The 20,492-nt window shown below is 36.6% G+C and carries 14 protein-coding genes and 3 tRNA genes; 1 reads left to right on the top strand and 16 read right to left on the bottom strand.

The genetic code is table 11. The features are described 5' to 3' along the window. Positions 1 to 771, top strand: a 771-nt coding sequence (locus HPY74_13365) for an MATE family efflux transporter (protein NSW91637.1), incomplete at its 5' end; no start/stop codon positions are given. Positions 772 to 788: 17 nt separating this feature from the next. Here HPY74_13365 and HPY74_13360 read toward each other — a convergent pair. The 16 genes from HPY74_13360 to hydE all read right to left on the bottom strand — a co-directional run bounded on the left by HPY74_13360 (position 789) and on the right by hydE (position 20,157). After that, positions 789 to 3,968, bottom strand: a complete 3,180-nt coding sequence (locus HPY74_13360; GenBank protein NSW91636.1) for a heparinase II/III family protein — start codon at positions 3,966 to 3,968, stop codon at positions 789 to 791. 73 nt (positions 3,969 to 4,041) lie between these two features. After that, positions 4,042 to 5,217, bottom strand: a complete 1,176-nt coding sequence (locus HPY74_13355; GenBank protein NSW91635.1) for an ROK family protein — start codon at positions 5,215 to 5,217, stop codon at positions 4,042 to 4,044. A gap of 290 nt (positions 5,218 to 5,507) precedes the next feature. Beyond that, complete coding sequence (locus tag HPY74_13350; GenBank protein NSW91634.1) at positions 5,508 to 6,767, bottom strand: hypothetical protein; 1,260 nt, start codon at positions 6,765 to 6,767, stop codon at positions 5,508 to 5,510. 89 nt (positions 6,768 to 6,856) lie between these two features. Then, on the bottom strand, positions 6,857 to 8,332 hold the full coding sequence (locus tag HPY74_13345) for an ABC transporter substrate-binding protein (GenBank protein NSW91633.1): 1,476 nt from the start codon (positions 8,330 to 8,332) through the stop codon (positions 6,857 to 6,859). A 150-nt stretch (positions 8,333 to 8,482) separates the two neighbouring features. Next, complete coding sequence (locus HPY74_13340) at positions 8,483 to 9,391, bottom strand: carbohydrate ABC transporter permease (GenBank protein ID NSW91632.1); 909 nt, start codon at positions 9,389 to 9,391, stop codon at positions 8,483 to 8,485. A 32-nt stretch (positions 9,392 to 9,423) separates the two neighbouring features. Continuing rightward, the gene (locus tag HPY74_13335) at positions 9,424 to 10,260 is read right to left on the bottom strand and encodes a sugar ABC transporter permease (GenBank protein NSW91631.1); all 837 of its coding nucleotides are present in this window, start codon (positions 10,258 to 10,260) and stop codon (positions 9,424 to 9,426) included. 831 nt (positions 10,261 to 11,091) lie between these two features. Then, entirely contained in the window at positions 11,092 to 11,319 is a 228-nt protein-coding gene (locus HPY74_13330) for a transposase (GenBank protein ID NSW91630.1), read from the bottom strand. 81 nt (positions 11,320 to 11,400) lie between these two features. Continuing rightward, on the bottom strand, positions 11,401 to 13,878 hold the full coding sequence (locus tag HPY74_13325) for an alpha-mannosidase (protein ID NSW91629.1): 2,478 nt from the start codon (positions 13,876 to 13,878) through the stop codon (positions 11,401 to 11,403). Positions 13,879 to 13,896: 18 nt separating this feature from the next. Next, entirely contained in the window at positions 13,897 to 15,423 is a 1,527-nt protein-coding gene (locus HPY74_13320; GenBank protein ID NSW91628.1) for a hypothetical protein, read from the bottom strand. Position 15,424: 1 nt separating this feature from the next. Next, a complete protein-coding gene (locus HPY74_13315) occupies positions 15,425 to 16,171 on the bottom strand; it encodes a helix-turn-helix domain-containing protein (protein NSW91627.1) in 747 nt (248 codons plus the stop codon). 140 nt (positions 16,172 to 16,311) lie between these two features. Next, positions 16,312 to 16,824 carry a hypothetical protein gene (locus tag HPY74_13310; protein NSW91626.1) on the bottom strand — a complete coding sequence of 171 codons (513 nt, stop codon included), beginning with the start codon at positions 16,822 to 16,824 and terminating at the stop codon, positions 16,312 to 16,314. A 169-nt stretch (positions 16,825 to 16,993) separates the two neighbouring features. Then, positions 16,994 to 18,031, bottom strand: a complete 1,038-nt coding sequence (locus HPY74_13305; protein NSW91625.1) for a hypothetical protein — start codon at positions 18,029 to 18,031, stop codon at positions 16,994 to 16,996. Positions 18,032 to 18,286: 255 nt separating this feature from the next. Beyond that, positions 18,287 to 18,361 (bottom strand) — tRNA-Gly (locus HPY74_13300). A gap of 6 nt (positions 18,362 to 18,367) precedes the next feature. Further along, positions 18,368 to 18,443 (bottom strand) — tRNA-Phe (locus HPY74_13295). 92 nt (positions 18,444 to 18,535) lie between these two features. Continuing rightward, positions 18,536 to 18,612: transfer RNA gene (locus HPY74_13290), tRNA-Asp, on the bottom strand. A 450-nt stretch (positions 18,613 to 19,062) separates the two neighbouring features. Further along, positions 19,063 to 20,157: a [FeFe] hydrogenase H-cluster radical SAM maturase HydE gene (gene hydE / locus HPY74_13285; GenBank protein NSW91624.1), complete on the bottom strand. Its 1,095-nt coding sequence runs from the start codon at positions 20,155 to 20,157 to the stop codon at positions 19,063 to 19,065. Between the last annotated feature and the right edge of the window lie 335 nt (positions 20,158 to 20,492).

Genomic DNA, 20,492 nt, shown 5'->3' with positions numbered 1-20,492 from the left:
GCTGCTCTGGGTATATCTATTGCAAGGTTGATCGGAGCTGTTCTGTCGTTATATGTTTTGTTCCGAGGTTCAGGAATTATTGAGCTTAAAAAAATATTCCCGCTAAAGATTGACATTAATATTCAAAAATCAATATTCGGGGTTGGAATTCCCGCTAGTGTCGAATCACTATTATTTCAGGGAGGAAAACTCATTACTCAAATTTTTGTGGTAGCCATGGGTACAGCTTCAATTGCGGCAAATTATATTGCAGGCTCGATTTTTACGCTTATTAATATTCCGGGAAGCGCCCTTAGTATAGCTGCAACCGCCATGGTAGGCCAAAGCATGGGAAAAGGTGAAAAGGATGAAGCTGGCAGACTTCTTATGTACCTCACAAAGCTTACGTCCATTTGCCTTTTTTTCCCTTACGTTTTATCGTTTTTACTGGCGCCTTCCCTTTCTTCGTTATATAGCCAGATAGATGAGGTTATCAAAATTTCTTCCGACCTCTTGCGGTTAAATTCCATATGCATGCCTTTGGCATGGAGTACTTTATTTATCATTCCTGCCGGGTTAAAAGGAGCAGGGTACGCACGGTATACCATGATTGTGTCCATTTTTAGCATGTGGGCTTTTAGGATTACACTGGGATATTTGCTTGGCATTCCTCTTAATCTTGGCGTACGTGGAGTGTGGCTTGGCATGTTTGCCGATTGGATTGTGCGGTCGGTTTTATTTTATTTGCGCTTAAGACGCGGCAAGTGGAAGGAACACCTTGTCTTAAAATGATGCTCCAACAATACATCCTAAAAATTATTTTTAACACTCAACGAAATATAAAATCTCATTCCCGGAGCAATATTATATGCATACCCGCTGGTTTCGTCAAAATAATCCACATATCCATTAATAAGAGATACATCGCCAATATAAAGCATAAAGTCATTATCGCTTATCTTTTCCGCTTTTATAATTTCATATGCCGCGTTACGGTTTGTAACATAGGTATGATGGTCAGGAGAAAAAGGGAACTCTTTTTCAAAAGTAAAACAGGCTTTATTGTCAGAACCGTTATCAATATAAACATACCTGCCGGCCAAGATTGATGGTTCAACAGTACAATCAAGACGCACTTTAATATAATTTTCATTGGCTACCTCTCGTGTAAAATCCACTACCTCCCCGCATATTCTAGGCATCAACATTTCAACTATCGGCTTTCCGTCGACTGCTAAAATTGTGCCGTCGCAAAGCATGGCTCCCATCATCCGGTTATTATCCGTGTCAATGGATAACAAAGCCGCCTTCCCGTTAAATGTAATTCTATCATCGATAATATAGGTTTTAGTGTAGGTTTTTCCGCAATCTTCCACATTGATAATATAATCCGTTCTGCCGTTCGCCAGGCTTACTTTGACTGCTGTACAGCTGCTTGCTTTAGCCGACGCGCAACCAATCTCGCAAACTTTTGCCAAACACACATTAACAATAGAGCTCTTATTTTTATATGGTTCAATGACTGCGGCAAATAGAGTTTCCAGTTCTTCGCCCTTCCTATGGGCTATCATATATCTTAGACTGTGGGGATTGCCCGGTTTGTTCTGGGGAGGCTTGCCGTCGGCCAACGCTACATCATCCAACTCTGTAAGCATGGTAAGTTTTAAATGTACGTCGGGCTTTTCCGCTCCCCAGACGCCCCATGTGTCTACTGCGGCCCAATCAACACTAAACCCGCAAGCCGGTTTCTCACACCGCTCAACATTGTAGAGATAATGGAAACCACTGCCCTTGTAATGTTCTATATTATCCTCTAAATGATCGGCACGTACACCAAAGTCAACATCGGGTCCTGCATAAGTGCCAGTATTTTGTTTTATTAATTCAATGCCATGAACTTTTACAACACCTTCCGGACCATGGAAACTATAGTGGTGATCATTGCCTCCTTTTACCTTGAAGAAATCCACAATATATGAATTTTTGTCATCCATATCTATTAAAAAAACTGTTCTTTTATATTCATCCACACAACGGTAAGCGCCTTTTGCGGATACTTCTATTAATTTGCAACCATCAAAATTTTCATAATGCAGCGGAGTTCCCACATATTGCATATCCTGTTTCTCACAGTTTACAACCACCGTATTGTGGCTGATGGTATTGTTGTTCCATTCCGAACGATTAGGCCAGTCAACTCTGGCAAATTCCGGATAACCCAAATCCGGGGCAAGATCAAGGCCAAAAGCATGGATTCCCAGATTCAAGGTATCGCGATGTCCATGCCAAATGTTTCTCCCATAATAAAGCCATACATCTCGTTGAGAGTCGTTGTATACATTATGATAATCAGCTCTTCCGGATTTTAGAATTGCTAGACCATAACCGGTTTTATTAATGCTTTTTACCGGCAGTTCACCATATTGCTCTATAACCTGTCGAATATCATCAGCAATTTGCCCCGCATACTGCTTAAAAATACTTAAATGCAGACCTTCTACACTGTTGTCATTAACCAAATATATCAGTTGTGCAAGTTCGGGAATGCGATATTTATAATAACCATTGAGCAAAAATGGCAGATTTCCTTTATAGAGATCCGGATTACCGGTTTTACCGTTATCGGCAAAGGTTGGATGATATCTACCCGCACACACAACATGCGGATAAAGAGAAAACATCTTCTTAAACTTCGGATGTGAATATAAATTATTATGAGCCAATCCGTTATACCCATCCAGAATTTCGGCTATTTCGACAAGGGAATTTAGCCACAACGAGTTATATCCCAATGAAGCTTCTTTCCCCTGTCCGTCCCTGTCTACAAGGTTAAGCAGAATATTGGATATATTGCCGCCCGACATATGGTAAGACGGTTCTAATTCAATTTCGCCAGGCCTAAATATCCAATCCAGCATCTCCTTGGTTCTCGTAGGGTCATCTACAACCACAGCCGCAAGAGCCAGAACGCTTTGATGCATGCCAGAATTGCCATAGACATATGAATTACATACCGCCGGATAAACCAGGTCAATTATGTTCGCTTCAATATGTCTTTTTACATCGTCCATGGTTCTGCGGGGTTTCAGGCAGTTAAAATCGCATGTCTTTTTTATTATAAAATCCATAGCTTCGCAACATTTCCCCAGTTTCATAACAGATACAAACGCGTCGTATGCTAACAGGCACTCCCTTAACAGGCTGATCTCCCATATGCAGCCCATTGCCTTGCCTTTGAGAGCCGATCCCCAGCCATTCAGGTACCCTTTTTCGAGGGGATAGTGCGTTATATCAAGTTCGGGATATACATCGGCGATACGGTCAAGCAATACAATGCCCAAAGAAGCGTATTTTTCTTCTCCCGTATAAATAAACGCGTCGCGAAGCATGCTAAGCATGTTGATCATGCTTGGATGCGAGCTCTGAGTATTAAATTGCGGCATCCATATACCCCATTGATTGTAGTATGCAATAAAATGGTAGACGCTGCCCTCATTTTCCCAATAGCCATAACCGTCATCAACGCACCAGTCTTCGGGCTTATCGGGATAAATCGTATTTTTCAAAAGCGAACGGTCCGCCAATTCAGGGACGAATTTCCCTTTGTTGTCAAGACCGCTTTTATAATAAGCGCCAAAGTCATTGGATGGAAAACGGGAACCGCAATTTAGGCAACGGACTTTCCACGGGTCGTCAATGCAGTTTACGTCGAATATGTTCGAACCGAATTTGCGTGTAGCTTCTTCCTTGCAAATGGGGCAGCCTTTGTTTAAATGATGCACCGAACTGCGAGGCACTCTTTGACATGTCACAAGTTCCCATAATCTTTCATAACCCCACTTGAGGCACTTGTCCGCCAAGGCAACCGCATCATCTCCGATTGCTTTCGCCCATTCGTATTTTTCAATATTTTCTCGCGCAGCTTTGATTTTTTCCTGTACATAATACGTGCTTTCAACCTTTAATCCATTCACCCTGCTGTTTGCCATAAATTTTTTAATCCCTCCTCATTATCTTCGCTTTTATATCTTAGCTTTTTCCTACTTTTTTACTTTTTCGCATCTAAATCCTATCTATCCATTGATTAACCACCATTTCAAAGCAGCCGATAATTGCGCTGCCTTCTTCATATTTGCTTACATATATTTCGCAACGTTTTAATTCCTTATTTACAAACATTCCCATAGTTTTTTCCTTCAATTTGGCTGCGGCAATTTCGCAAAATTCGCGATGTATGCCTCCGATAATAATGCGACCCGGGTCAAAGAGCCTAACAATGTTATATATGACTCTGGCAAGAATATTAAGAACATTTTCAAGATACCCCCTGATTGCTAAATCGCCCGCATTGTACATCTCTACGATCTTGTCTAAGTTAAACTCATCTTGATCATCTAATGCTTTTATTTCTTTCTTTGACAATTCCTTGTACGCTTCGTTTTGTATAACGGTAGCCGACAAGATGCTTTCTAAGTTGCAGTCATTTTCTTGTTCGCAACATATGAGTGTTTGTCCGATTTCTCCGGCAAAACCGTTGCTTCCGCCATAAATTTCCCCGTTTATGACCATCGCGCTGCCTATTCCTTCTCCTAAAAAAAGATAAAACAGATTTTGCTTCTCTTTCGTATGCGCTTCGGTATTCATCAGTTCGGCAAACGCTGCAAGCTTAACATCAAGGTCAATAATAACATTATCAGTGGTAAAATATTCCTGAATCAACTTTTTTAGTTTTATTTCATTTAGTTCCAGTATCAGTTCATTATATATTTTATCCTCATCCGCAAAGTATGCGCCGGGAATTGATACTCCGATACCCATTAGAGGTATTCGAGCTTCTTCAATTTCATTTTTCATCATATTTAAAAAAATGTTAAGATTATCCACAAACGACTTTTTTGGATTACATTTATACAACTTTTTTTTTATTTTTTCCTTGTAGATATTATATACAAAATAACACATACGGTTTTTCGAAGTCAGATCCACAGCCAAAACATAGCCTACAGTATCCGAAATGTTCAAAACGCTAGGCTTTCTTCCTATAAAAGATGATCCCGCTTTTTTTTCATAAATAATATTTTTTTCCAATAAATCATCTATTATATTCTTTACTGTCATAACGCTTATGTTGTTTTTTATTGCAATATCGCTTCTCAACAAGTCTTTTTGCGACATTAAGGTGCGAATTATGTTGTATTTGTTGATGTTTCTTACATCCCTTACGGTAATTTGTTCCAAACATATCACCTATCCTTTCGTCAGATCAAAGTGCATAGCACAAGGAAAATATAATTGTTACTACTATCAAGTCAAGTAAGGATGCGCAATAATAAATAAAATAATAAATATTTGTATTATAATACTTATATAACCATAAATAATATATAATTTCGAATATTTTAATATATTTTAACACTTATGCATTTTACAGATTTTCATCAATTTTAGACAATAATTACACCGTTTCTGCAATAATTTAAGCAATAACCTTTTGTAGATGCATATTAAAAATAAATAATGCGTGAAATTTATTGCAAAGCGGCAACATGCTTGGCCACAATCCGCGCAATATTATTCGCATTCCCCTTTTTTAGCGGCAGCCGGCCGCATGAATAGCAGTACTCAAACCCTCCGTAAGTGCCTTTTTCAATTTCATCATCCGTCGCTATATATCTTGTAGCCGCATTAGCGTTTGAAATAAGCATCAAGGGAACATTCCCCACCGAACTTCGAATATCAAAACCAATCTGGGTATAGATTTCTCCCTGCAAGGCAGCTATTATAACTGACCCGATCTTTACAATCTGAACATAAAGCGGTTCCGTATATGGATCCGATTTTGTGGTCAGCTCCTGCTTGACAATTTTTACCCACTCATTGACGACTTTATGCATAACCGGATTTTCAGGATATACGCTATAACTCTGTTTTTCATGAGCATCCAATTCTTCAATGCTGTAATGAGCAAGTTCCAGGTTAAAAGTAAAATCCGTATAAGAAATTGACGGCTGAATCCGTTTGGCATTCTCCAAGCCCTTATCCAGGCCATCTGCCAATATTTTTCCATAATTGTCCACAATCTCTTGAGTTGCGGAGCCCCATGATATTGAGTTGGAAATAGGATCTATGTCTCCCAAAAAACCATTAACAAACATGCCATCATACCCTCTGCCATCCAAAAGCGATGTAAAAACGCCGGGGAAATCCGCCGACACCAGTTTTGACGGTCCCCACATGACCGGATGACACGAATAACACGCTATTACGTAGGGCTTTGCGCCTTTCAATTCAAAAACTAATGCGTAAAGATTATTATCTACAGGTCCTCCTGGTATTGCCCGGTTATAACCAATAGGTTCCACCGGCTGTTCAATCCATTTAACACCGGTTACTTCCCTGTCCAAAGCTTCAATTGCAGCTTTTACGCCTACCTTTATAAGTTGATCTATCAAATTATTAAGATAATCATTGTCAATTTCTCCACAACCCAATGTCCACATAGATGCGGGCGCGGTATGCGTATGTGTGCATAGAAGCAAAATAGCCTGTTGCGGAATATTTAAGATTTTGGAAAGTTCCTCCTTAACTCTTTCCACTACCATAGGATGAAACCCAAGCAAATCACAGCATATTAACAAATACGATACTTCTTCTTGTTGCAGAAATAAAGCCCTAGCCATAATATCATCCCTAATCCCTATATTTCGCCTATTAAGAAAATAACCATATCCGCTAAGCTCTACTCCGATAGGTGGATTAATACAAATTTTTGAATGACTTAAAAGCATATTGACCTCCCATGGCATTATTATTTATTAATAAAAGTTAATACAAAGGGTGGCTGATTGCGATACCACCCTTTGCAAAAAAGTTAATGCTATTTATTTTGCTTTAAAAAAGCGTCAACCTGGCTTTGCGCATTTTCGACAATAGTTTTGTAACCTGCAGCATACAGTTCTTCCATCAATTTAGGTATTTCAACATCCGGATCAGCAGCTCCAGTATAAAGGTTAGTAATATATTTGTTAACAATAGTAGTACATGCAGCAATCTGTGTTTCCAGACCACTTACATTCAAACTAAAACCAAGAAGCGGAGAACCCGGAGCATTGTCAATTTCTTTTTTAACCATTTCCCACATATTTTTAGGGGCGGGTGCAGTAGGCGTCATGGTAAAGAAAGTTGCTTGAGACCATGCCGGAGGACAATAATTTGAGCTGATTACATTTACAGTACCTTCGGGTGTTAACTCATAGTGAACGCCTTTAATGCCATACGCCAACATATCTCTGTATTCATGATTAAGATTTATATATTCGAAATACTTTAAAGCAGCGTCAACATACTTAGAACCGGCACTAATAGCATTCATTGCGCCTCTAATCGATGAAGTGGAGTAAACCGGTCCAAAGAACTTGTTAATCACTACAGGTCCATAACCATCAGCTTGCCTTACCTGTGTCATTATCGCATCAGCGCCGGGGAAACCTTGAAGCCCATCTACCGCAGAATACTTTATGGCAGTTTCCCTAATGGGAGCATCAGGATTAATGTATCCATTTACATACCAGCTATGCAGAACACGTAATTTGTTCAGAAAATATTCATCTTCCCATATGCAAATCACCTTGGTGCTTCCACCAGTATACGGCACGGCCAAACCAATTTCTCGAATAAGGTAGTCATATTCATTGGCAAGGCTCTGCAATCCGCCTTTCCCAAGCATAATAGGATATTCATCCGGTTTATCTTCTTTAATTTTTTTAAGAATGGGAGTTAAGCTATCCATTGTAGTTGCTTTGGTAATATCAATATTCAATCTTTCTACTGTAGCTTTATCAAACATCCAATATTGAGCTGCCGCAGAATCTTTATAAACCGGAATGGCATAAAGTTTGCCATTAATCATTGATCCTTTCCATACAACTTCAGGTATAAACTTGTATAAATCCGGAGTAACAGTTTTGATTTTTTCAGTAATATCAGCATAATAACCTGCTTGCGCTTGTCGCCCGTAATCGTTGAACCATTCACAAGTAAAGCACATATCGTAATATTCTCCCGATGCCAGAGCTACGCTTAGTTTGTCAGCATCATAGTGTTTTGTTTCAACAGTAACATTGATCGCTTCTTTAGACATTTTATTTAGTTCATTCCATACCATGGCTTCATCTTTCTGAACTCCGCCATACATAAGCCAAATTAATTGTATGGGGTTTGAAGAAGTACCTGCTGTTGTGCTTGAAGAAGTACCTGTTGTAGTTCCCTTGACCGAACAACCCGTTGCCAAAATTCCTACCATCAAACTGAATACTAATAGGATGGATACTAAAATAGCTTTTCTTTTCATCATTATTACCTCCTTAAAACAGTTTATTTTATTTTGTAAAAACGGGTCAGTACCTTTTTTGCCAAAGAAACGCCCCTCTTAGTACCTCACGCGGTATAAGCCCCCGTTTTTATCATGGCAATTTAGAATTTAGCCTTTTGAATTTAATTGAATTTAACCCTTAATAGCGCCAATAGTTAAGCCTGAAATAAAATATTTTTGAAAAAATGGGTACGAGCATGTAATTGGTATTACCACCACCATTACAATAGCCATTCGACAACTTTCGGATGGTAGCGAACTTATGTCATTATACATAGCCCCTATCATGTTTTTACTCTTTAGCATTAGATCAATCTGACGTTGTATACTCATAAGCACAAACTGGAGCGGATAGAGAGCCGGGTTATTAATGTACATAAGAGCATTAAACCAATCATTCCAGTAGGCAAAAGAAAGAAACAAGCCAATAGTTGCAAGAGCCGGCGTGGAAATAGGCACAACAACCTGCGCAAATATCCGAAACTGGTTAGCCCCATCGATTTTTGCGGATTCGATAATAGAGTCCGGTATCATTGTTTGGAAGAAAGTTCGCAGCACAATGATATAAAATGAAGAACATACTCCTGGCAATATTAAAGCAAATAAATTATCTTTTAGCCTTAGAAGTTGGGTCATTACCATATAATTCGCTACCATGCCTCCTGTAAACAACATAGGGATAAAAACTACATAAATGCAAAATTTTCTTAAGGCAAAACTTCGGCGCGATAGAACATACCCCATGTTAGCATTTAGAATTAAACCTAAAATTGTACCAATAGCCGTTACCAATATCGATACAACGAAAGATCGACCTATTGTATCTCTTGTGAGCCATAAATATTTATATGCTTCAAATGAAAAAGATTGCGGCCAAAAGCTATAACCAACAGTTGAAATAGATTTCTCCGATGAAATAGAAATTATAAACACAAATATTAGTGGCATTATGCATATGCATGCTATTATAAAAAACATGATAACAAGTAAACAATTGCTTAAAGAAGATATTCTATTTATTTTGGCTATACTATTTGACATTCATCGACCTCTTTCCATAAGGCATGCCATAATTAAAACAATGCCATATCCGGCTCTAATTTTCTCACAATTAAATTAGCAATAAGTATGGAGAAAAAACCAAATACCGACTGAAACATGGCAGCAGCAGAGCTCATGCCTATATTATTTAGTTTCATTAAGGCAGTATAAACATATACATCAATCGTAGCAGTTACATTAAAAAGCGATCCTGAATTTTGAGGTACTTGGTAAAATAGCCCGAAATCCGAGTTAAATATCCGTCCAATAGACAATATGAATAATATCGTGATAATTGGACGCAATAGCGGTATGGTAATTTTAAATACCTGCTGCTTTTTTGTAGCTCCATCAATAATAGCAGCTTCATAATATGTAGTATCAATACTATTAATAGAGGCTAAATATATAATCATACTATAGCCCATACCCTTCCATAAGTTCATAAAAACTAAAATAAATGGCCAGTATTTCGGTTCCATATACCACATTACCGGATTGCTGCCAAAATTGACAATAATGCGATTTAGTAATCCTTTATCAGGATTAAGGAACGTTACTACAAAATTGCTTACTACCACCCATGATAGAAAATGCGGAAGAAATGTAGCGGTTTGAATGATTTTTGCATATCGCTGACTATATAACTGAGAAATTAGGATGGCAAGCGTAACCGGAATTACAATCCCAAGAACTATAAATACTATGTTATATAATAAAGTATTACGAAATATAATGTATGAGTCCCTCGAAATAAATAAGAATATGAAATTCTTTATCCCAACCCATGGGCTATTGAATAGGTTATATATAAAATTGTATCCCGGTTTTGGTATGTATCTTTTAAACGCAATGATTATGCCAAACATAGGAATATAAGCAAAAATAACATACCATAAAAATGTGGGAAAACCCAAAATTGATAATTCCAGATCGTCTTTGGTAAATTTTTTACAATTTTTTCTTGCTCCTGGAATTTTCACAGTTACCGCTCCTTTCCTACCTGTAAAGATATTAAATCAAAACACCTCCTTTCCTCCTTACCGCATAATACGCTAGAGCTTCAAAAAAAGGAACTACGCGCTTACATCGCTATCATAAGGAATTCCACAGAATGGAAAATTCTTTATGAGTTGATATGCAAGGCGGAGCACTTATTCAATATTTCAATGAACCTCAAGCTATAAGCATCTCCCAAAACTATAAAAAGTTTAATATTAAACAGATTTATGTCTTTCCTTTAGTAATTCGTTAATATTTTAATTAATAAACATATTTTAAAAATATATTTAATTATTATATACAAATAACACTTAGATATTTTATATTATAAATCATACTAGGAATTATGTCAAGATTTTTGTAATAAATTTTTTTTTGAAATTGAAAAGTTGCTATAAGAATAACAAAAAAGCATAATATAAAAAAACAGTACAAATATTTCCACATATTGCCATTATTGTTTTGTTATCAAGTATAAAAATACCAATATTAATAATTTTACCTAAAAATGAGCAGCACAAAATAGGCATACACTTTGCATACCTTTAAAAATTCTTTGTAATAAAACGAATTAATATTCTTTAGTCCCTAAGCTTTAGAAACATGATTATAACCACGCTTTTAGATTATTTTGCGCTTTTTTAATGTAAGCACTGATGTTTAGCGCCTTCGTGGGTATTACCCACACCCACCTTCCGCTAAACTTCATACCAAACTCGACAAATGAGCCTTTTTTCAAGTTCCTTGAAATGTTGTTTTTCAACTTTAGGCAGAGGTTTTACAGAACCATTTTTATGTATCTTTTTTATCCAGGTATAGATAGTGTTTTCAGAGATTTGATGACGTCTAGCTACCAGGGCTACATTACCAACCTCCTGGCATTCTGCTAATATTTGTTCCTTGAATTCTTCAGTGTATTGTCTCATTTACCATACGGTTTTCACCTGCCAAACTGCATGTCCTTTCCCAGACGCATTACAGAAATATTTACATTCGTAAGTAATACTCTATTCTTCCGTTATACTAACTTCTATAAGTTTCCTTGCAGTCATATCTAGCTTAAATGTTTTTACCTCAAACTTTTTAAATGTAATAGTCTGGGTTATTCCAAAAGAAGGCATGTGGATTACTGTTGTTCCACCTTTGCCAGTCGGCTCATACAGACGTAATATATAATCTTCCGACATTCCTGCCTTTTTGAATGCTGTCATTAGTATTGACGACTCATTATCCAGTATTATTGGTGAATTATATAACTTCCCCGATCCTGATGGAAAGAAGGATAATGCATAAGGTTTCTCATTATGTACCAAACTTTCTCTATCTATTACTTTTAATCTGTTTTCAGTTTCTCCTCCATTGAACCAAAATCTGTATACCCTCTCTCCGTTGTCAATACGGGGTAAAAATCTATCTTGGACCATTATTGGTCTGTCCTTAATGGGATGTGCACAATATCCAGGAGAACGCAGCAAAGAGAGCCTAATCTCTCCGTCTTTAAAATCGGATCCATAAATACCATCGTTTATACAGGAAAATGCATAACTTGGACTATTTGAGACAACCATTGTCCATCTTTGCGAAACTGCCTCTTCACCGTTATTTGGCAGTTCTTCAATACCAAAAGCCACCTGTCCTAGATACTTCCCATCGTCAATTGTTGTCGGAATCGAAAGTTTGAGCATTTTACTTTTTTCATTCCAATTAACTCTGATGTGTACCTCTATTTCAGTCCCACGTTTGGGAAGTTTGTATGTTTGACATATAAATGAATACCCATATCTAAATACAGCTTCTACTACGCTCCTTACTTCTCCATCCTCTATAACGCGTACAGATTTTAGTCTCCCTTCCTTCACTCCTGAATATTCCGTTCCCTCCTTTTCATCCATCAATCTAAAATGTCCAATTACGTCTCTAAAGCGATCTACTTTCATACCCCAGGGGTCATCAGAATCATTAATAATTAGTTGTGCAAATGAATTTTCCTTTAAAAAATCCTTCCCATTTACACAATATCTATCAATAAGCCCTGTGTTGCAATTGATAACAACTTCAAGCTCTTTAGTCCTAAATTTAATTTCGCCATTTTTTTCTATTAATTTTGGTTCAGGCTTTCTAGGGAGAACAATTAATTTACAATCAAATCGATTCATCCGGAATGGTTCAAGTTCTGCTTCAAAAATAACACGTTTTCTCCAATCGAGGTTTAAGTTACTAAATTCCTTCTCCGGTTGTGATGGTATAATATTACCATTTTGATACACTATAGGCATTGTAAATTCTTCGTTGTAATTTTGGTCTGGAAGCATGAATTCACATTCGAATATTCCTTTTACCTTATATGGGTGTGGATTATATACAAGTATAGGTATCTCATTTTCTTTTTCCTTTTTCTGTCCGGCAGCAAGAGCAAAAAACGCTCTAGCCTTCAATCTCGATAATATCTCTAAGCCATAGTTCAGTAGTCTTAACGAAGTTTCTTCGACAGGCTGTATGGAAGTTCCACATATGATGTCGTGGAATTGTGACATTAGTAAGCTATTCAATGCCTCATCCAATTCTTCTTTAGGATATTCCAAGTATCCATGTATTCTAGCGTGAGATAACATTTTTTCAACCATATACAATTCATTCTCTAACTGACGATACTTTTGTTTAATTAAAATTTGTGAAGTATAACAACCTGGATTGCTCGGGTTTAGGTCATGTTCGTATCTGGGCAAGATTTTGCCACTCTGTTTGAGTTCTTTGAAATATTGTTCAGGTGTTGAGTGTAATATTTCAAATTCTTTTATTTCTTTTACAAGCTTATTAATATTGTCAAGGTCCAACCTAGAAGGACCTCCTCCATGATTTCCAACTCCCCATGCAATAAGTCCTATTTGAGCATCCTCGTTATTTTTCATCCATCCTAGTATCTTTTTATCGGCATTTCCTAAGAGGGTATTATACCCTTCTTCTCTATGAGCTATTACTTCTGAACCATCATATCCGACCCAGATAAAATCACCATCAGGAATATAATTTCTTCCTCTATTTGGTCTTGTAAAAATATACGAATCATATCCAGATTTTCTCAAAACCTGCACAAGTCCTCTTGTATGGCCAAAAGAATCAAAGTTTACTGCAGTCGTAGGTTCGGCGTTAAATTTTTCTTTAAAATACTTCTTTCCCATTAATATCTGTCTTACAAACGACTCTCCAGAAAGCATATTACAATCAGGTTGTAAATACCATCCTCCCATTATATGCCATTTCCCTTCAAAAACCAGTTTTTGTATCTTTTTGAATAATTCGCGCTCATATTCTTCTATCCATTTATAAAGAATAGCTTCATTATGGTTAAAAACAAATCCATCATATTCTTCACAAAGTTGTGCAGCTATGCGAAATGTTGATAATGCAGTTGCTGCACCTTCTTCCCATTCCCACTGCCATACAGGATCTAAATGTGCGTTGCATATTAAATGTATTTTTCTCATATGTATCAACTCCTATTTTTATATCTCAAGATTTATATATCTAATATTTTTATATGAATACTTTTTCCTAATATTTGTAGGATGTTTTATAACTATTGTTAAATCTGGTATTTCTCTGTCGAATTCAATACGGTAAGTAGTAGTCTTATCTTTCTTTTCATAATATATGTCAGCTCTCATCTGTAAATTTTTAATAAATACAGGCCAGTTTTTTGCACTATAACCTTTCCATGACTTTGGCAACCTAGGAATTAATACAATATTCTCTGATGAATAATCATCTATTCCAATTAAGAGGCGTGCAATTTTGAGCGGTTCAGCAACATTAACAAGGTTTAACGCCCCACACCCTTGATCAAGGTTTATTTTACCAACCGCTTCCGGTATGTAAAATCTTTCATAAAAAAAGTATGGGGATTCCCTCTCCACATTATATCCTTCAAGCGGTTTATATGTTTCTATTGCAAGATAATTAAGAGCTTTTTCAGCCATATCAATTTTATCCATAAGAAGCATTGACTGAATAGCATATCCTTGTCCGTATGAAGGGCTGCTCAGATAGCCTCCAAACCATTCATCAAATTGTATCCAAATTCCATACTTTTCAAACATACTCTTTCGGGGAGGAAACGAAAATATTTTATTAAATGTCTTCACACTAATATCAATATTCTCATAACTTGAACTTAAAGGTTCTAATCCAAGTACATCTGCATACATTGAGATAACACCGTTTAGCCCTCCAAAACCTTTGTTGTGGAGATGGTTGATTATCCTATAATCAGGTTTCAAAGAATCCGCATTTACACACCAAAGCCATGTCCCATCAGTATCTACCAAATATTTACGCATGTTTTCCGCAATTTTTTTGGCACATACTTCAAATCTATTAGCTGTGTAAAGTTGACCCCCTGCACTTGCCATTCGAGATGCTGCTATTAAAGCTAATCGTATCAAATAGTTCTGTACTACATTATAGTATTTACCAGGTATTCCACAACCTCCTCCGAATTCCCCGCTACCAGGAATAAGAGGATGGTTTTCAATATATTTAATAACAAATTCAAGTGGAGAATTATATCCACACACGAAGTTATAAATATTTCTTTTTATATTATTAGAATCCTTAAGCTTCCTCCACAAAAGTGCCATTCCTATAATAACTGCGGCTGTTCCATCCCATTCAGTTCCACTATTCGGTTGACCAAATTTGAAATATTCCGGAAAGATAAAGTATCCATTTGAATCCTCTTTTACCAATTTCATGAGGTTATTTGAAAGCAAACAAGCCCGTTCAATGTATCCGAAATTAACTAATTCCCGCAAAAAGACACCAGCATCCCTGCTCCACATTGTACCCCACCATGGTCTACCTTCAATAGAAGAAGAAACAAATCCTGCCATTTCATTATCAAGATCAGACACAAAATTTCTGTTAAGTACTCCTTCTAATGAATTTCTAATTTCCATAGTAAAAAGTTCTGCAGCTTCGCAACCAAAAAATTTAATATCTGCAATTTCGTCCTTAAACTTCATTATTTTCATTTTAGGTTATTCTCCTTTTTTGTTTATATTCCGCAGGACCATAACCGGTAAATTCTTTAAATGTACGGCTAAAATGTTTCCAATTTGAGTAGCCAACTTTATTAGCAACCTCATATACTTTAATCCTAGGATTTGAAAGTAAAGTTTGCGCCATTTCCATTCTTTTCTGTGTTAGATATTCGAGAAATGTCATGCCTGTTTTCTCTTTGAATAAATGGCTTAAGTAAAAAGTGCTAATAAATACCTCACGGCTTATATCAGCAAGTGCTATTTGCTCCGATAAATGATTATTTATGAACTGTTTCGCTCTGGCTATTATTTGTCCCTCTCTTTTTTCTGTTCCTACTCCTTCTGTACTTTCAACGCATACATCGCCATCATTATATAATAACTTTATCCTTTTATATATATTGGATAAACCTATTTGCTTTTGGGTAGTACTATCTCCTTCCTTCATTGCACCAAAAACGCGTATTCCTTTTGTAAGGTTACTCATAGGAACAATACTTATAATTGTCCAACCGCTATTCTGCGAACTACAATAACAAACAAGCATTTGTCTTCCTTCGGCTTGTACAACATATGAATTGGAGGAAGTATTAAGTTTATCAATATTTATACCGTACACTTTATTCCATGGCTTGCCTAAAAGTTCCTTGTCTTTTGTATAAACTATTTTTCCTTGCTGACCCAGTATAAAAAGCATTGATTGAGGTCCGAAATCAAGGTCACTTAATATTTTACTCACCGAATTTAGTATACCTGAAACTTGTAATACACAATCAAGTTTTAAACTTCCTTCATTTACTATAGGTTGCATCATTGTAAATGCGTATGGGGCTTTTTCCTCATCAAATTGAACTTCAAAAAACTTTTCCTTTCGTGTACCTAGGATAAATAACGATACACTATTTTTTGGACATTTTCATACCATTCTTCATTTTTATAATCTATATTAACCCAAAAGTTGCCTTCTCCGGTATTCGAACAAACGTAAGCATAATTGCTGTCTATATAAAGAATACCTCCCAATAGGTTATCTTCATAGTCTCCATCCATAAATTTCAAAGCTTTATTCAAAAGTATAGAACTTTCTAAAGTTGGTATTTGTTTCCTTAAAATCCAATTTTTTCTAAATTCGTTAAAGAATTCACTGTAAGGAGGTTTTAAGATTTTTTGAGATATATCTATCATTTCATTTATATAAGTATCTATATGACGATTTACTTGTACTAGAGTCTGGGATACATATTTCTCAACCTCATTTCTGATTGAATACTTACAAAGCGTAGAAGATATGACTGTAATAATAATAATCATTACAGTCATATAAGAAGTGAATACAAAACTAAACTTGAAATTAATAGGCCAATATTTATATCCCAACCGTTTTATAAACATTTGAAAAAAGCATCCCTCCTAATACAGAGATGCAGTAGAAGACCCCTTTAGGGTCTTCTACCACTAATTATACTGCTTATGATCTTCTAAATCAATAGAAATTAATATTTCATGTGTAGGTATTTTTTCAGTTTTTTGGTATTTGATTTTCGGTTTTCCAAAGATCCATTCAAAATAACCCATTAAAATAATTATACATCTCATATCTTGCATTCTGTAAAATATGTAATTTATCCACTATTTCTATATTTATGCCTAATTGGCTGCATATATCCTTCAGTAAATAATATGTCTCTTCACGTTGGACAAATACCCTTGAAGGAAATTGTCCCAAACGCTCAATTAATTCTATAAACATATTAATAAATTTAAATCCTTCTTTTTTAATATCTTTGACCATATTAAAACTAAGGACCAATCCCCTTGATTGTTCTATTATAAGGCAAATTTTGGGGTAATAAGGCCGATCATTATCTCTAACCGGTCCGGGGCTATAAAAAGTATCGATTTCCCATGCAGAACCTCTCCTCCGTCCTAATAGTTGCAACCTTCTAAGCCTTATCTCATCCTCTAAATAGAAAGAAGCATATTGGGGAGTATAAGGAGTTGCTGGAATATATTCATCATGCCACTCAAGCCTTCCATCCCTCTCTTCGGGAATCCTTGTTAAAAAAGTCAAAGAGTCTTCATGGTATAATATCTCTTTACCTTCATCTCTGCACATAAGCGCGACATGCATTGCTTGTAAAAGAATATGGGTAAGAAACCTACATTCTTTATCATTAATAAACCATGGAAAAAGTCCGGGTGTATAATTTCTAAACAAAGGCCATTCATTCTTGCCCCTAAATTTGAAGCCTAATTCTTTAATAATTTTTCTATCCTCTTCCGAAAGCATATCCCTGTTTTCAAAAGATGCCATAAGACATTTTTGCATATACATAGCATCTAGATCTTCAGGATCCAATTCTCCTGAAAGCATACTGAGTATCCCATCAAGCCCTTCAGGGCCAAGATATCCGGCTATACCAAAATGTTCTCCTAAATTCCCCATTATACAACAATAACTAATTTCGCCTGTCTCAGGGTCTTTAATAGCAAATATATCGTCATCATACATCCATTCCCAGGGTTTCATATTTTTAAATTCTATGGCAGCCTGGTAAAGCTGACGCCATTCTTCAAGTTTTGGAGCTTTTTCTTTCATAAATCAACCTCGCAATTCCCGTTTAATTATTTAATTTATAGTAAATTTAATTTCCTCATTCTGTAATATACTTTTCAATAACTATTTTCACCATAATTATTATTCTATAATACTTTATTTTATATTATTTTATATTCTGATAATAGTTTACCATAAGTTTGCCACAAAAAACAACTAAATTCAAAAAGTAAGAAACATAAAAAACCTTCTCAAAATGAAGGTTTTTTATGTTTCTTACTTTATTAATTATTTAATTGGAGCGGGTTACGAGATTTGAACTCGCGACTTTCACCTTGGCAAGGTGACACTCTACCGCTGAGTTAAACCCGCATATCCTGGTGCCCAGAGCCGGAATCGAACCAGCCACACGAGGATTTTCAGTCCACTGCTCTACCAACTGAGCTATCTGGGCATTTCTGCCACTAACTAAAACCGTCTTTCATCTATTGTTGTCCATTCACCCACTCATATTAGTGGCTTCATTTCATATTAGTAGCTTCATTATGGCGACCCGGAAGGGGCTCGAACCCTCGACCTCCAGCGTGACAGGCTGGCATTCTAACCAACTGAACTACCGGGCCGTAAATTACATTAACTTAAATCATAAAGCTAACCCTTGCCTGACTGTTTATCAACAACCGCATGATATATGTTACATTAATTTATACCCTCTTGTCAAGTAGCATTTTTTAAAAATTTTTTTAATTAGTAAATATCCATAAATAACTCATAACTCATAACCTCATAACGGCCGCATTTTCTTTTTATGAAGAAAATGCGCTCACTCATAACTTATAATTTATAGCTTTACGGTCTAATTTTTGTCATTTGTAATCACCCAATTTATGTCTGAATATTATTTATTTTATCGCCTTATCGCCGTAATCACAGGATTCATCTCTACAGGAGCCTTTAGATGCACAACATATCATATTTTCCCTTTTGTTTTAAAACCATTGGAGTATTATATACCACTTTCCCGGAAAATTATATATCACATTTCCAAAAAAACTATATGATTAACATGATGATTAACATGATGATTGACATGCACTGACCCTATTCTTTTCCTGATTAGCAGCCAACCCGGCAGTCCTGTAGCTGTCCCCCCTCCCCATATCAACTTCATACCCGACGGAACGTATTCTTTGTTCAATGCACTGCCTGCAGTGGACCGCGTCATCTCCGGTGCATATCTTGCCTTCATATATCTCATATTTAGCTCTTACAGCCACAGGAGACAAATTGGGCATAACCACATTGGCTCCTGCACTCAGAGCCAGTTCCCTTCCCCTCTTGTGCAAAGTCCCCATCGCTGTTGTAGCGGGCATCAGGCACTCGGGTACAAGCAGCCGGGTAATTGCCAGCATCACCAGAGTCTCCTCCACCGTTCCGCCTTTCTCATTTTTCAGAGGGGTTTCGCTATGAGGAATAAACGGGCCTATGCCTATCATATCCGGATTGAGCTCCTTAAGATAACACAAATCTTCTACCAGGTCCCGGGCAGTTTGACCAGGAAGCCCAACCATAAACCCGGCCCCAACCTGGTAGCCTATTTCTTTTAATGCTTTAAGACAGTTTCTTCGGTTATCAAAATCCATTCCCGGATGCAGCTTATCATATAAATGCCTCGACGCAGTTTCATGCCTTAACAGGAAGCGGTCGGCACCGGCTTCAAACATACATTTATATTCATCATAACTCCTCTCCCCAATGGAAAGAGTAACGGCAACATCAGGAAATAACGTTTTAATGGATTGAATTATGTCAACAAGCCGTTCTTTTGTATACCACGGATCTTCTCCGCTCTGCAATACAAAGGTCCTGTAGCCTAACCTGTAACCCTCAATACAGCAATTGAGAATTTCTTCCTTTGTCAGCCTGTACCGTTCCACCTTTTTGTTGGAAGCCCGCAATCCGCAGTAAAGGCAGTTTTGCCTGCAGATATTGGAAAATTCAATCAAACCCCGCATATAAACCTTGTTGCCATAATAACGTATTCGTGTTTTGACGGCATAATCAAATAATATTTCCTTATGCTCCTTATCAATATTATCAATAAGCCAGGCAAGCTCATCCCTGTTTAAATTATTTTCAAAATATAGTTTGTCCAATAACTCGCGTATTGAATACATTGCATTAATTCCCCCTTTAAGAGAAGGAAAAGGCACTATTACTGCTTTTACTGATTACCATGTCTTTCTATATCTTTTTCCTCTTTCTCGGGAAAAAGCTGTCCCTTATTTTTTCATCTTCGCAACTGACTAAAGAATTACCACAGTTAAAACATTCCCTGTCATACCAGGTGTATATCTCTCCGCAATTTGGGCACTTCCATCTTTGTTCCTGGTATTCAAGCCAACTGCCAATTCCCTTTTCTCTAATCATGTTAAGATTTATTATATATTATTATATATTATACCTCATTTTTCGTATACAGTAAATGGAAAGTGGTGAATTA

Source organism: Bacillota bacterium (assembly GCA_013314855.1).
Taxonomy (GTDB): Bacteria; Bacillota; Clostridia; order Acetivibrionales; family DUMC01; genus Ch48.
This window is presented reverse-complemented; position numbering and strand designations above follow the sequence as displayed.

Bases quoted from the DNA above. Each gene is read 5' to 3' on its own strand.
- HPY74_13360 (NSW91636.1), bottom strand. From the start codon at position 3,968: ATGGCAAACAGCAGGGTGAATGGATTAAAGGTTGAAAGCACGTATTAT.
- HPY74_13350 (NSW91634.1), bottom strand. From the start codon at position 6,767: ATGCTTTTAAGTCATTCAAAAATTTGTATTAATCCACCTATCGGAGTA.
- HPY74_13345 (NSW91633.1), bottom strand. From the start codon at position 8,332: ATGATGAAAAGAAAAGCTATTTTAGTATCCATCCTATTAGTATTCAGT.
- HPY74_13340 (NSW91632.1), bottom strand. From the start codon at position 9,391: ATGTCAAATAGTATAGCCAAAATAAATAGAATATCTTCTTTAAGCAAT.
- HPY74_13335 (NSW91631.1), bottom strand. From the start codon at position 10,260: ATGTTTGGCATAATCATTGCGTTTAAAAGATACATACCAAAACCGGGA.
- HPY74_13330 (NSW91630.1), bottom strand. From the start codon at position 11,319: ATGAGACAATACACTGAAGAATTCAAGGAACAAATATTAGCAGAATGC.
- HPY74_13325 (NSW91629.1), bottom strand. From the start codon at position 13,878: ATGAGAAAAATACATTTAATATGCAACGCACATTTAGATCCTGTATGG.
- HPY74_13320 (NSW91628.1), bottom strand. From the start codon at position 15,423: ATGAAAATAATGAAGTTTAAGGACGAAATTGCAGATATTAAATTTTTT.
- HPY74_13310 (NSW91626.1), bottom strand. From the start codon at position 16,824: ATGTTTATAAAACGGTTGGGATATAAATATTGGCCTATTAATTTCAAG.
- HPY74_13305 (NSW91625.1), bottom strand. From the start codon at position 18,031: ATGAAAGAAAAAGCTCCAAAACTTGAAGAATGGCGTCAGCTTTACCAG.